Genomic DNA, 13,280 nt, shown 5'->3' on the forward strand with positions numbered 1-13,280 from the left:
CGGTCGCAGAGGTCCCGGGATTTCACAAAAATCAATGAGAACAACAGGTTTCACACAAAAAACTAAGGTAGGAGGAAGAGCGTCATGGCTAAACCCATTCGTGAGGTGCCGTTGAGGGCGATGGCAGGAAATGCGGTGTCCCGGCGCGACACCGCCGAGGAAAATCTGGAAGCCATCCTTGACGCTCTGCAGGAAGCGGGGGTGTTGCGCTTCGTGCGGGCGCTTCTTGAGCAGCGTCAGCCCATTGCCGAACAGGTGATGGCGAAGATGGACACGGACCCTACCAAGCGGGGAATTAAAAATGCGATCACGCTAGCGATGGGGTTAGGATCGCTGCCGGAGGACTTTGGACCCCGTGTCATGCAGGCGCTTCAACACGGCATGAAGCGCGCCGAGTCGGCCAGCCATGCGCCGGATGCTGACAAAATGTCGATTTGGCAGTTGATGGGGATGTTGAAAGATCCGGATGTTGCACGGGCCATTCATTATCTGATGGGATTCCTCGAGGGGCTTGGCAAGGCGCTTGGTTCGGAGGAATCTCACGGATATTGACGCGATGAAGCCCGGGGGACCCCAAAGACGCCCCCGGGCTTTTCGTTGCTCGTGGCCGAGCCATGATGGGTTCCGGAAAATAAGGTGACGTGTATTGTATGATGGCCATATTGCTTCGGCAGGTGCCCGACACCGTTATCTTCGTGTCTGGTGTCACACGGGGCCGGTTTGGGGACGTTACGTGAATGACCGTCGTATCCCCGGACAGGGCGAGGGATTGAGTCGGCGCGTGGGACGGGTTTTGTCGAGCGTGCGGGCTTGTCGCCGTGCCGCATCCGGTCAGGGTTGCAACGATAGTAAGGGTGGCCAATGTGCTGATTGGATAGGGTGGTTTGAAGCCATATTCGACATCCTCCAGCGCATCCGTGGAACACGAGCCGTTGACCAACTGGTGTCGCCAAGATAACGGAGGATATGGAGGTCGGGTTACACGTACGGTGCAAGCTCAGGGGGGCTACCCACCAATTGGGCCCTTAAATCGGGCTTGGCCATCCTAAAGTTGCCGGAATTCGGTATAGTGGCGGATAGAGGGGTGTAGATGGGATCGACCAGCCCCCAAAGATGCCGTGAAGCATCGGCAGGCTAAACGAAGATCCGGCTGCGTAATGGGATAAAGTGAGGGTGATTTGATATCATGAGGAGACCGACCCAACAGCAGATCATCGACGAATTGCACGTCAAGCCCGTGATCAACCCGGCGGAAGAACTGCGATTTCGCCTCGACTTCCTGAAAGGGTACCTCCAGTTTTCGCGCATGAAAGGCTTTGTGCTGGGCATTTCGGGCGGGCAAGACTCGAGCTTGGCCGGCCGGCTCTGTCAGTTGGCGGTGGAGGAACTGCGGGAAGAAACTGGCAGCGATTACCGGTTCATTGCGCTCCGGCTGCCGTACGGCGTTCAAAAGGATGAAGAGGATGCGCAGCGTGCTTTGCGCTTCATCCGTCCAGATAAGTCCTACGTCGTGAACATCAAACCGGCGGTGGATGGCGCGGTGCAATCGTTTGAAGAGGCCACGGGTCTCAAGATGTCAGACTTCAACAAAGGCAACCAAAAGGCGCAAGAGCGAATGACTGTCCACTATCGGTTTGCCAATGCCTTCAATGTGCTCGTAGTAGGGACCGATCACGCGGCCGAAGCCCTGCCCGGGTTCTTTACCAAATATGGGGACGGTGGGGTCGATCTTACCCCACTATCTGGGCTCAGCAAGCAGCAGGGCCGCGAACTGCTCAAGCATCTCGGGGCACCCGAAGACATTTACCTGAAGCCTCCCACGGCCGACTTGCTGGATGAAGTCCCGGGGCGGCTGGATGAGGATGAACTGGGCATTTCGTATGAGGTGATGGACGCCTTTCTGACCGGGAAATCGGTGCCGGAACCCGTTGACGAGCGCATCATTCACCGCTACCAAAGCACGGAGCACAAACGACGTCTGCCGGTCACGCCCTTCGATACCTGGTGGCAGTAAAGAGCTCTAGGGTTGGCGGTGAACCAAGAGAAGTCCCCCATGTTTTCTTAGGGAATGCGAGGCAACAACGCTTGGTGGTTCTTTGGGATCTAGACGGCACAATTCAAGATAGCGAAAGCTTGGCTAAAGAGGGCACTCGCCACGGGTTTCGGACCGTATTGGGGCGAGTGCCCACGAGTGTCGAACTCGCGCAACTGGTGGGGCGACCCGTGCCGGTGGTCTACAAAGAATGGTTCGGTGACGAACTGGCGCAACGAATTCTCGAAGTGGGAACCCGATTCTACGAGGAACGGGCACACAAAATCCCAATCTTCTTGGGAATTGCTGACGTGCTCTCGCGGCTGAAAGCGACGTCGGTGATGGGGGTGGTGTCATCGAAGCGGCGGGGCCATGTGCTTCGCGAGCTAGAGAGTCAGCAATTGCTGGCCTTGTTTGACGTGATCGTGGCGCAAGAAGATACCGCACGCCACAAGCCAGATCCGGCCCCGCTGCTGCTGGCAGCGCAACGTCTAGGGGTGCCGACCAAGGACTCTGTGTACATTGGCGATCAACCCACGGATATCTTGGCAGCGGCCGCCGCCGGAATGCGGAGTATCGCGGCATTGTGGAGCGACAACCGAGTGTCGCGATTTGAGGGGGCGCCTCCAACGGCGATCGCCCATGCTCCCTCCGATGTTGTGGCTGTTCTGTCTCAAATGACTCATCACATGGGATAGGCGAACGGATGCCTGTGGTACGTGTGTGGCTGCACCCGGATGTGGAATGGGTTTCATGGAATTGCGATGCCGGCTTACTTTAAATCCTTGGCCATCACAATATTGGTGGTGCGATATCCGAGGCGCTGATACAGGCGAAAGGCGCCTTCGTTATGGCCAAAAACGTGCAGGGACATGGAGACGACCCCTCGCGCCTGGGCGTCCGCTTCGAGCGCTTTCAGGGTCTGGGTGCCATAGCCTTGGCCGCGGGCGTCCTCATTCATGCGGATATTGTAAATAAACGCGGTCTTGCCGTTGGGGCCCGGTCGAACCATATACCACAGCGTGCCCACCGGGCGGTTGTGGTCTCCATCAACCACGGTGAAGAGATAATGGTCGGGTGTTTTTGGACCTTCCGGCAACAATTGTGCGAATTCCTTGGCGGATTCTTCTAATGCCTCGTCTTGGGACCAGCGGCCGCCCCGCACGTGATCGCCAGCGTACTCTTTGACGGCGTCCGCCAGAAAGGCTTGATATTCCGTTTCGGTCATGGGCTGCAAACGCACCATCATCACCACCTCCGCGTACACTCTTTGGAAAACCCCGCCTTTTTCGCCCGAAAAACCGGGGTTTTTGGAGGCTGCTGTCCCCATGTTAGCAATCCTAGCATAAAGATGGAACTGGCGGCTTCCACGAAATTGGTGTCGTTGAATGCACCGGTAGCGTTTTGCGGGGAGAGGGCCAATTCCCGCAAATCGAGCCTCCATGAGGTTGCATGCCGGGCTTCGTGCGGAACAACTCTTTCGCAGGCGAGTCCCGCGTATCGCCATCAAACCCGCCTTTCCCCACCAACAATCTCAGGGCCACATGGCCTGTCCCAATAAATCCCATTTTTGACTGTTTTTGTAACCTGCCCAAGACGTGTGCCGTTTCAAGAGCAGGAGGCGAGAAACATGGTCCCCGCAACCCCACAGTCAAGGCGCAGTAAGACGGTCCCGCCGCGGCAGCCCCCGTTCCGATTCAGTTTGGTAGCTGCCGGGGCATTGGCCGTGCTCGGCGGTGCTTTCAGCCTCTGGATGCTGCATAATCAGCGCCATCAAGCTCTTCAGGCATCCACCATTACCCAAACGCTACGTCAAGACCATGCTCTAGGAGTCCCCACATCAGCCATCAGGCCCTTGTCCCAAGAACTGGCACACATTCAACATGCCCGCATACTTTTCATCCCATCGCTCTACCTCGGGGGTCTTACACGGGCACCGGAGGAACTATCCCATCTTAGGGCCGTCAGCGCGCATCTCTTGTCTCAGAACACCCGATATGAGAGAAGGATTGCCCTTCAATGGGCCTCCCGCCTGATTCACACCGAAGGCCGTTTTGCCACCGTGAACGAGACTCAAGCCGCGCAGTCTATCGCCCACGCTCCCCTATCACGAGTCATTCGCACCAGTGAGGCTTGGCGTGCCCAATATCGCGATTGGCAGCACGCCCTGCACGAATTGAGCACCATCGCGGGCGGGCTATCTCACGGACGTCCCAACCAGGTGAGCCGTGAACTGGATGCGCTGGACGCACGCCTGTCGTCCGTCGGCCCGTATTGGAACGGTGTAGCCCAAGCTCGAAGTGCTAGTACCGAGGCCAAAGCCTATCTAAACCTGCCGCCACCCCAGGAAGTTGCCCAGTATCACCAGATCAGCAGAACCTTGCGGCAAGCGCTCGCCGGATTGGAGCCTCCGACCACAACGGAGCTTTCCCACATTCTGAGCCAAATTGGCGGCGGCTTGGTCAATCATCAACCCCGGGACGTCACTGAAGCGCTGTCGTCCCTAGAGGATAAGCTTCAGCAGGCGAATGCTGCATGGACTGGCTACGGCGCGGCCCAAGCGGCCGTTGACACCGCCTCCCAATATCTCAAGGGACCGCTGGTATCTGAGATTAGAGAGCATCCAGCCGTTCTCGACCAGTTGCAGGCAGCACTCCGGGGATTGACTCCGCCAGCCCCACCGCTACAGTCGGGCAATCCGTTTGGAGCCGCATTTCAGCAATACCTCGCAGGCCGTCTCTCCGAGGTGTCCGTCGCCGTGTACAACGCCAACACGGGGATAACGTCGACGTATAACCCGGGTATTCGCTACGATACCGCCAGCATCGTTAAAGCCACAATCATGGCCACGCTGCTATGGCAGGCCGAGCGGGCAGGTCGGCCTTTAACAGCAGACGCACAGGCACTGATGGTTCCGATGATTGAACAAAGCAGTAATTCGGCGGCTACCCTGCTATGGAACGCAGCTGGCGGGGCAAGCGGCATCGGCCAATTTTTGGACCAGGCAGGGATGGCCAACACCATTCCTGGCGAAGGCGGGTATTGGGGTCTGACGCTGACGACGCCGCTGGACCAGGTCAAGCTCCTCAAGCTTCTCAGCTATCCCAACCCTCTGCTGGACGCGGCCTCCCAAGCCTATGCGGCAAACCTCATGGACAATGTCGTTTCGTTCGAAGACTGGGGCGTCTCCACCGGTCCCGTCCCGGGGAGCACTGTCGCCCTTAAAAATGGCTGGCTTCCGATTGGTTCGAATGGTTGGGAAATCAATAGCATTGGCCATGTCAGCGGAGATGGACGCAATTACGTGGTGGCCATTTTGTCGCGCAACAACCCCACCGAAAGCTACGGCATTCAAACAGTGGACGCCGTCTCCCAATTCATTTGGAACGCAGAGTAAGTGTCTGAAGCAAACTGGGCCTTCTTGCCAATGTGGCGAACTCATGACTAAGGACGCCCTCGGATGGGGTCGAATCCCTCCGAGGGCGCGGAATGCCTCATCATTATTGGGGTGCTTGAAGCAGCGGATACTCCGCCGCAACGCGTTTGCTATCCCGTGACTTTGACGGTCAGGGTGACCGGGGCGTTGCCCGTTACGGTGGTGGTGGGAACAATGGCAAAGCGCCAGGTGCCGTCTAATGGCAGTGTGTCGGACCAGCCATGGACCAAGTCTCCCAGTGCCAGTGGGACCAGGCCGTTCGGTACGCTGTTGTCGAGGAACTCCCCTCCGTAAAGCGCGAAATCGCCTTTGTTGACAAGGCTCGCTGTCCGGGTGTTTCCTGGCGAAAAGAGCAACGTCGTGCCTTTCTTCACCGCCAGCGTCGACGTTGCGGCCTGGATCTGGTTGCCGTTTGCTGTGAAGTAGACCACCGTGCTGCTTGATGTGGGGGGATTTCCGCGGCCATCGGCGCGACCATACCCTTGGGCCACTGCACATCCACATGGGCGACCGTTGAGGCTGATCCGGAAAACACCCACAGCAATCGATACGGTCCCTGGTTATAGGTGTACAATACGGAGCCGGCCGAATGGCTGACCGAATCGGGCTTGCCCAGCACCGCCTCAATGTCCGATAGGGTAATCTGATGCAAATCCGGGTTATACGACCGTACATCAGCCAATTGGACGCCCTCATTGAATCCGACGACCGCGTTGTGCGCCCCGTAGCTAACGTAATGGAGGTGGTTGACGTCAGGGCCGTTGGTTCCTTGGCCCCAGACCTTTTCCAGGGCATAGTAGCTTTGCTGGTCGCCATAGGGAATGCCGAGCGCCTTGCCGACGAGAGACACCTTGGCCCATTCGCGGACCAGCGATTGCGCCGACGTACTCTTAGACGGTGTGGGACTTTGCGCCGCGGCGGTGGTCGGGGTCGACGCGGCTGCCCCTGTTGGCGTGCTCGTCGTCGGTGGAGTGGAGGCTGAGGCACTGGTTTGGGGCTGCGACGTGCGGGATAGGGCGGCGGTAGGATGGCTGGCGATGCCGCAACCGGCTAGAACCGCTGATGAACCGAGAATAAGTGCTGAGATTCCGAGGGATTTTTTTGTCATGGTGTCCTCCCAAGTGCGATATGTAAGCGGCTCTATCGGGCCGTCCTGTTTGACACCGTTGAGAACGCTCGGGAGCACGACGAGGTTACAGGTGCAGTCTCCCTTGACCGATTGTCGAGGTTTCCCTAATAGGCAGCACAAGCTAGGGGTCAAGGGTCCGCCCGAGGATTAGTGCCCAACCTCGAGGCGCGTGGTTCATGGACGTGCGGGACCGCAGTCTCTCAAGACTTTGCGAACAGAGGACCGGAAGGACGAAGCCTACTCGCTTTCTTTCATCGTCGCGTCGATACACGCTAAGGCCTTGGCCAATGTCTCACGAGCGACCTCGGGTGCGACCCGTCTCAGGGCTTCACCGGGGGAGACCCAAGCGAAGCGGTCATGCTCCGGGTCAATGAGTCGTATCATCTCCCGGTCCCCGACTTCCGCAAGAAAGACGGCCCATTCGGTGGCGCTTGCCGCGCATGCGGTGATAGGCACCCGGAGGCCCGCTTCTTCGTACAACTCGCGTTCGGCTGCGTCAGCCACCGCTTCCCCAGGCTGGCGCGCGCCCGCGGGCGGCGTCCAGGCCCAGTCTCCTTCATACTCGGCCCCATGATGAGCCCGATGCAATAGTAAGATGGACAGGGCTGGCTGACGCCGAAAGACGACCACGGTCGCCCCAAACGGCGGATCGGGACTAATCGCTTTCCCATCCCAGGTGACGCGAGGATGCTCATCGGACATGGGGCTACCCCTCCTTGTAGTTTAGTGCCTTCATTGTGCGAGTCATGATGAACGTCCTGATGCGGCTGTATCACCATGCGCCTTCCCTGGGGCCGCTGCCCGCGTGGGATCGTACCGGCCCATAATGGTGGGGAAGAGGATGACGTAGCCGAGTTGCAGCGCGGCAGCCAAAATGAAGGGGAGGATGAGTGACCCACCGCTAATAATCTGTCCGCCTAAGGCGGGGCCAATCGCGGCCGGCAACCCCCAAGACATGGCGTTGAGGCTGCTTGCAAAACCGCGCCGTTTGTCACGTACCAACCCTACACTGAAGGCTTGGCGGGCTCCCATGGAGCTTCGATTGACAATTGAGCGGGCCACATACAGCACCGCGGCGATGGCAAACGTGGGCATAAAGGGAATGGCAATCAAGAGCGCCACCCCTAAAACGCGGGGCACCACGATGGAGCGAATGAGGCCAACTCGCTCCGACATGCGGCCAATCACCAAGGAAAAGATGCCGGTCAAGAAAAAGGTGAGCGCGTAGACGGGACCAATCGCGCTGGGCCCCACACCAAATTTGACGTTGAACCAGTAGGGCAGAAGCGGCGCCACCAGGCCCACCCCCAGCGAATTGACCATGTTGACAATGGTAAGCCAGGTGAGCGCTCGATTTTCCTTTTTTTGCACCGCAGAATCGGCCTGCTGCTGGGCCTCGCTGCGGGGCATTCGAGGTTCTCGTGGCGCCTCCTCGATGACCAGTATCTGCGCGAGATTAATCACGGCGATTACCAGGTTGAATATGAATAGCGGCAGATACGCGGCAGGTCCATGGGCTCCGGGCATAATGTGAGGCAAAATGGCGGCCAGAATGGATCCAATCCCCATACCCCAGAATTGCAATCCTGCGTTAAAGCTGAAGACCGTTCCACGGCGCGCGGACGGGATGGACTGGGCCAGCCAGGCCTGCTCGGCGGGGGCGAACGGTCCCGACGAGCCGTTGGCTCCGCGTCCAAATCCAAACAAGGCCGCCGTCAGAACCAGAATCCAGGCGGTGGGGTAAAAAATAATAAGGGCGGTTCCTACGATTAGACCGGTCTCGTAAATGAGAAGAAAGAGGCGGCGGCCGACACGGTCGCTGACAATCCCCACTAAAAGGCTCAAGAAGGCGCCGAAAAGGCCGCCGGCCATAAGCAAGAGACCGACATGGGATGCGCTCCATCCGCGAATTTTGAGGTACAAGGTGAAGTCGACGGCCAAAGCGCCTTGGGCCATAGCCCGCAAAAATCGCGTTAAAATCAATTGCCGCGCCGGTCGACTTAACGATTGCCAACCTTTGCGCGTATACGGTGAGGCTTCGGCCATTACGTCACCTCCGCCATTTTCTTGAGCAGATGTAATAGCTCCTGCTTTTCTTGCTCGCTAAATCCCCTCAGAAGGGTGCTGACCCGCGACTCAAACGCATTCAGCGCTTCATTCACCGCAGTACGGCCCGCTTCTGTAAGTCCGACACCGACGAGTCTCTGGTCGCTGCCCATGCCCGAGCGTATAACCAAGCCATCGGATGCCAGCTTATCAATCATTTGGCTGACCGCCGGTGACGAAATGTTGAGGCGAAGCGCAAGTTCCGATACCTTGATTGGCCCGTGCGTGAGTTTCACCATGAGGCGCAATTTCGGCCGCGACAACAGACCATATTGACCTCCCAAGGCATCTTGCAGGTCAATCAGGGAAAGCGCTAGATCGTGGTTTCGTTGTGCTCCCGTATGATTCTCCATGCGTCAATGATACCATATTATTTAGGTAAGTTACTTAATCGATGAAGCCGTTACGGAGCCGTCCCCTCCCCAAGCTTCCAAGATGCCGGCCTCATAAGATCCCACCAGGTCAACATAGTGCGGCGAGAGCGGGTGCCCGGATTGCCCGGTGAGGTGCATGAAACGGCCTGCATCAGGTTCACCGGGGGTCAACACCTCTCGATAGCTGGGTTGGTACGCGATCATGCGCGGCCAGGGAAGTGCGGGATCAATGGGGAAGGCTGCTTGATGGGGGGTGTAAAAGTCACCGCGTGCGGGGATGGGTTTCACGCCAAAAATAGGTCGCACCGCTTTGACTTGCGTGAACGGATGAAACAACAGGGTTTGGTGAGCCCGCCCCCAGGTCCATTCGGCCCAGGTTGGGGCCAAAGGCAGCCCGGCCTCGGTCTGTCGCCCGTTGGCACGCCTCCAAGCGATTCAAGCTTTGGAAGTGCTGAATCACTAGCGGCATGAGACGCTCTCCCATGAGTCCCCAAAAGTTGTCCGGAAAGGGCAGCGTTCCCGGTGCCGTACCCTTCACCGCGGGAAACAGTGGGCGGTTCAAGGCGTTTTCGACCGTCGTGGGGACGGCCGCCTGGGCAAACAGGTAGAGAAGAGTCGGGACCGGGGATTCGACCCGGGCTTGCCCATCAAACCCTTTTAAGATCGGGCGCCAATCCTCGGGTGTGTCGCCGTCCACGAGCAGCAACTGGGCGAGTCGCCGCAACGGCTCTGACAAGACATCGGTTTGAATGGCCGCGAACGAGGCGATGTCGTGTTGGCCGCTCGATGCCAGCAAATCTCGAATGCGCCGGGCGCGATAGCCAAGACTGTTTCGAGCCAGGAAAGGGTGACCCTCGGCCCCGGCCGCCGCGTTGTTGGCGGTGACAATGATCCCGTCCTCGGGATCGAAAAGATGCGGCAAATTGTCAAAGGGAAGCTTTTCGGAGGCCAGTGTAGATCGCGTATTGCCATTGGCGACGCCTAAATGAGGTCCTCCGGCATGGAGTGGCACGACCCCCGCCAGTTGATAGCCGATATGGCCGTCGGCGTCGGCATAGACAAAGTTTTGAGCCGGGATGGTCCACTCTTTCAAGGCATCCCGAAAGTCCTCCCAATTCTGTGCCCGGTTGAGCTTCGTGAGTGCGTTAAGGGTGGTTACTGGGCCAAAGCCGGTCCAATGAAGCGCGATGCGCGATCCGTCGGCCTCTTGATGGATGATGGGTCCGGCGTGGCTATCTTCCATGGGCACCACCTGATCGCGTTGTCCGCGGACCCGAATGACCTCCTGGCGAATCTGAAGGGTTGCCTGCTCATTGTCCAGCTGATAGCTGGTGTGGTCCTCCATAGCAATGCGAAACAGGTCCTGGCAGTCCGGTTCGACGTTGGTGACGCCCCATGCAATATGGCTGTTTTGCCCGATAATCACCCCCGGGGCGCCAGGCAAGGAAACTCCCTGAACGTTCAAGTGGCTGCCTTGGAGCTGTACTGGGAACCAAATCGAGGGCAATTGGGGCATTAAGTGCGGGTCGTTGGCCAACAAGGGGCGTCCTGATCGCGTATGCCGTCCACTCACGACCCAATTGTTGGAGCCAATGCCAATGCCACCCCAGCTCATGGGAATGCCGGTATTGGGGATGATGGTAATGTCCGGCGTGTCAGCGATGCGATCAAATAGCCAGGCGTACACTTCCGGGTTTTGTCCGACTTGGTCGTAAGCCCATTTGCTGGTCCAAATGGAATTCAGCGACCAGGAAAGAAAATAGGTGAGCAGCAACGTGTCCAAGGGGTCCCAAGGACGAGGCTTTAACTTCAGGAACCGGTACTCGGGTGCCGGATGCTCGGCGAACGCCTGATTGACGCCGGTGGTATAGGCCATCACAGCCTGACGCGCCTCCTCGGACCATGCCTTGCGGGATTCCTCCGCCCAATGGCGCAAATTGAGGCGACGCATGAAGAGGTCATAGGGCACGGTGTCGGGTCCTAAGAGCTCGGATAATTCGCCGGCGGGCATGCGCCGGTAGAAATCCATTTGGAACCCTCGCAGACGCCCATGGAGGTACCCTTGGGCCAAATACGCATCGGTGGCGGAGAGAGCCTCAATCTTTGGCACCTGGTGGTTGTCAAAGGTAATCTTGGCGCTTGACGAGAGGCCCTCCAGCGTCAACTGCGATGGGAACGGCTGTTCCGGTGGGAGCATGCCCAGTGCTCGGTACAGAATCCGGAACCAGGAAAATTGGGGCCAGCGTTCGGCAGTGTTCATCGATTCTTGCTCCTCGCAATCCTTAGTTATCTAAAGATTCGCGGCCGGATGTCAGGTTCCTGCCGGGTAGGTGGTATGCTAGGAAATAAACATGGGTCCATTTGCCAAGGAGGGACGCAATGAATCAGCTGGAGAAGGCCACGTTTGCGGGAGGTTGCTTTTGGTGCATGGTTCACCCCTTTGACGCCTACCCGGGTGTGGTGAAGGTGGTGTCGGGCTATACCGGCGGCGACAAGCCCAATCCCACGTATGAGGAGGTGTGTTCGCACACTACCGGGCATCGAGAGGCAGTTGAGATCACGTTTGATCCCACGATTATCGGTTACGGCCAGCTGCTGGATATTTTCTGGCGTCAAATTGATCCCACTGACCCCGGCGGACAGTTTGTGGATCGCGGGGAATCCTATCAAACGGCTATTTACTATCACTCCGAGGAGCAGCGAAAATTGGCGCTCGCGAGTCGGGAGGCTTTGGAACAGACTGGGCGGTTTTCTCGGCCGATTGTCACGGAGATTTTGCCGGCCAAGCCGTTTTATCCCGCCGAAGATTACCATCAAGACTTCTATCGCACCAATCCGAGCCACTACACCCGCTATCGTCGAGGATCGGGACGGGACCAGTTTATTCTGCAGCATTGGGACACCCCCCATGCTTAAGCGGATCGCCGAGGTCACCTATTTCGTCCCTGACCTGGACGCCGCCTGGGCATTTCTCCGCGATGTCGCTAATGCCCGTCTCCACTTTAAAGCTCTAGGGCTGATTCAGGTTGAGGTGGGGGAGAGTCTGGTCAGCTTGCATCCCGCGGACGAAAAGGGTTCGGCCGGTCCTGGCGGTCAAGTGGCGTATTGGCAGGTTGACAATCTCAATGACGCCATTCAGGCTTTCCAAGATCGGGGCGGACACTTGTATCGTGGACCCATTAAAGGGGTGGACGGTCCTCAGGTGGCTCAAGTACAAGATCCGTGGGGCAATCTCTGGGGACTCTTGCAAAGCTGACTTTGCCGTCCTTCCCGGCTCGGGATATGATGAATATGGTAAACGTTCCATTTTTCGACAGGAGGGATATCATTGGCTGTTCCAGGTGCGGTTTCCAATCCCAGTCAACTTTACACCGAATCGGTGAGCTATCCGGTGGATGGGGCGGCTATTGAGGCATATGTCGCTCGCCCCCAAGAGCCCGGCCACTATCCGGGCGTCATTGTCATCCACGAAGCTTTTGGACCCGTCGAACATATTCATGACGTGGCTCGTCGTTTCGCCAACCGCGGCTACATCGCCATCGCCCCGAATTTGTATTCGCGCGTGGGAACGCCCAACCCCAGCGACACCCAAGAGGTGTTTAAAAAAATGTTTGGCCTCCAAGATGGGCAAATTGTGCGGGATTTGGAGGGCGCCGCAAGCTACCTTCGGGCGACCGGATACTCCAATGGCAAGGTGGGCGTGATCGGCTTTTGTTCCGGAGGGCGGCAAACGTTGTTGATGGCCTCGTCTAGCCATGCGGTCGATGCGGCGGTGGACTGCTGGGGCGGTTTTATCCGCTCCGCCACCCCGGATGCGGCCACGACTCCCGAGCGCCCGACGCCCATTATCGATATGGCCGAGAACGTCTCCTGCCCGCTCTTTGTGGTGATTGGCGAAGAGGATCAGAATCCGTCCCCCGAGGATGGCGAATTGCTCTCTAAACGCCTCAAGCAGGCGGGCAAAGATTTTCAACTTAAGGTCTATCGCAACGCGGGTCACGCCTTTTTTGCCGACTATCGCCCCAACTACCGCGAGAAAGCGGCGTTCGAATTATGGGACGATGTAAGTCGATTTTTTGATCAACACCTGAAAAAGTAAGTTAGCCCGTCGCGACGCATGAGGAAAGGGCTGTCCCAATAGTCACCCGCACGGGTGACTGGGGTGGACCCTGATGAAAGTCAAGTGACCCTCGCTCCTAGTAA

General features: G+C 58.0%; 15 protein-coding genes. 7 read left to right on the forward strand and 8 right to left on the reverse strand.

Annotation, left to right across the window (positions count from 1 at the left end; all coding sequences use genetic code 11):
• Positions 1–84 precede the first annotated feature (84 nt).
• From HIJ39_RS17900 to HIJ39_RS17910, 3 genes are all read left to right on the forward strand, one after another.
• Positions 85–552: a helical membrane plugin domain-containing protein gene (locus HIJ39_RS17900; RefSeq protein WP_169102123.1), complete on the forward strand. Its 468-nt coding sequence runs from the start codon at positions 85–87 to the stop codon at positions 550–552.
• 634 nt (positions 553–1,186) lie between these two features.
• Complete coding sequence (gene nadE, locus HIJ39_RS17905) at positions 1,187–2,014, forward strand: ammonia-dependent NAD(+) synthetase (protein WP_169102134.1); 828 nt, start codon at positions 1,187–1,189, stop codon at positions 2,012–2,014.
• A gap of 74 nt (positions 2,015–2,088) precedes the next feature.
• Positions 2,089–2,730 (forward strand): HAD family hydrolase, encoded by a 642-nt coding sequence (locus HIJ39_RS17910; protein ID WP_338055232.1) that lies wholly within the window; start codon positions 2,089–2,091, stop codon positions 2,728–2,730.
• 74 nt (positions 2,731–2,804) lie between these two features.
• Here HIJ39_RS17910 and HIJ39_RS17915 read toward each other — a convergent pair whose 3' ends face one another.
• On the reverse strand, positions 2,805–3,362 hold the full coding sequence (locus HIJ39_RS17915; protein ID WP_207711771.1) for a GNAT family N-acetyltransferase: 558 nt from the start codon (positions 3,360–3,362) through the stop codon (positions 2,805–2,807).
• A 300-nt stretch (positions 3,363–3,662) separates the two neighbouring features.
• Between HIJ39_RS17915 and HIJ39_RS17920 the strand changes: the two genes are divergently transcribed.
• Complete coding sequence (locus tag HIJ39_RS17920; RefSeq protein ID WP_169102138.1) at positions 3,663–5,429, forward strand: serine hydrolase; 1,767 nt, start codon at positions 3,663–3,665, stop codon at positions 5,427–5,429.
• A gap of 149 nt (positions 5,430–5,578) precedes the next feature.
• Here the strand turns inward: HIJ39_RS17920 and HIJ39_RS17925 are convergent, their stop codons facing one another.
• From HIJ39_RS17925 to HIJ39_RS17955, 7 genes are all read right to left on the reverse strand, one after another.
• Positions 5,579–5,842 (reverse strand): hypothetical protein, encoded by a 264-nt coding sequence (locus HIJ39_RS17925; protein WP_169102140.1) that lies wholly within the window; start codon positions 5,840–5,842, stop codon positions 5,579–5,581.
• On the reverse strand, positions 5,839–6,576 hold the full coding sequence (locus tag HIJ39_RS17930; RefSeq protein WP_169102142.1) for a YjgB family protein: 738 nt from the start codon (positions 6,574–6,576) through the stop codon (positions 5,839–5,841). The genes HIJ39_RS17925 and HIJ39_RS17930 overlap by 4 nt, the downstream gene beginning before the upstream one ends.
• A 258-nt stretch (positions 6,577–6,834) precedes the next feature.
• Positions 6,835–7,299, reverse strand: a complete 465-nt coding sequence (locus tag HIJ39_RS17935; protein WP_169102144.1) for an NUDIX domain-containing protein — start codon at positions 7,297–7,299, stop codon at positions 6,835–6,837.
• 42 nt (positions 7,300–7,341) lie between these two features.
• Positions 7,342–8,643 carry an MFS transporter gene (locus HIJ39_RS17940; protein WP_169102146.1) on the reverse strand — a complete coding sequence of 434 codons (1,302 nt, stop codon included), beginning with the start codon at positions 8,641–8,643 and terminating at the stop codon, positions 7,342–7,344.
• Positions 8,643–9,056 carry a MarR family winged helix-turn-helix transcriptional regulator gene (locus HIJ39_RS17945; protein WP_169102148.1) on the reverse strand — a complete coding sequence of 138 codons (414 nt, stop codon included), beginning with the start codon at positions 9,054–9,056 and terminating at the stop codon, positions 8,643–8,645. The genes HIJ39_RS17940 and HIJ39_RS17945 overlap by 1 nt, the downstream gene beginning before the upstream one ends.
• Before the next feature lie 30 nt (positions 9,057–9,086).
• The gene (locus HIJ39_RS24690; RefSeq protein ID WP_275107369.1) at positions 9,087–9,413 is read right to left on the reverse strand and encodes a penicillin acylase family protein; all 327 of its coding nucleotides are present in this window, start codon (positions 9,411–9,413) and stop codon (positions 9,087–9,089) included.
• A complete protein-coding gene (locus HIJ39_RS17955; RefSeq protein WP_169102150.1) occupies positions 9,340–11,337 on the reverse strand; it encodes a penicillin acylase family protein in 1,998 nt (665 codons plus the stop codon). The genes HIJ39_RS24690 and HIJ39_RS17955 overlap by 74 nt, the downstream gene beginning before the upstream one ends.
• A 119-nt stretch (positions 11,338–11,456) precedes the next feature.
• Between HIJ39_RS17955 and msrA the strand changes: the two genes are divergently transcribed.
• The 3 genes from msrA (at position 11,457) to HIJ39_RS17970 (ending at position 13,176) form a co-directional block, all read left to right on the forward strand.
• Positions 11,457–11,993, forward strand: a complete 537-nt coding sequence (msrA, locus tag HIJ39_RS17960) for a peptide-methionine (S)-S-oxide reductase MsrA (RefSeq protein WP_169102152.1) — start codon at positions 11,457–11,459, stop codon at positions 11,991–11,993.
• A complete protein-coding gene (locus HIJ39_RS17965) occupies positions 11,986–12,333 on the forward strand; it encodes a VOC family protein (protein WP_169102154.1) in 348 nt (115 codons plus the stop codon). Before msrA ends, HIJ39_RS17965 begins: the two co-directional genes overlap by 8 nt.
• A 72-nt stretch (positions 12,334–12,405) precedes the next feature.
• Entirely contained in the window at positions 12,406–13,176 is a 771-nt protein-coding gene (locus tag HIJ39_RS17970) for a dienelactone hydrolase family protein (protein ID WP_207711772.1), read from the forward strand.
• Positions 13,177–13,280: the final 104 nt, after the last annotated feature.

The sequence above is a fragment of the Sulfobacillus harzensis genome, assembly GCF_012933365.1.
Lineage (GTDB): Bacteria > Bacillota > Sulfobacillia > Sulfobacillales > Sulfobacillaceae > Sulfobacillus_B > Sulfobacillus_B harzensis.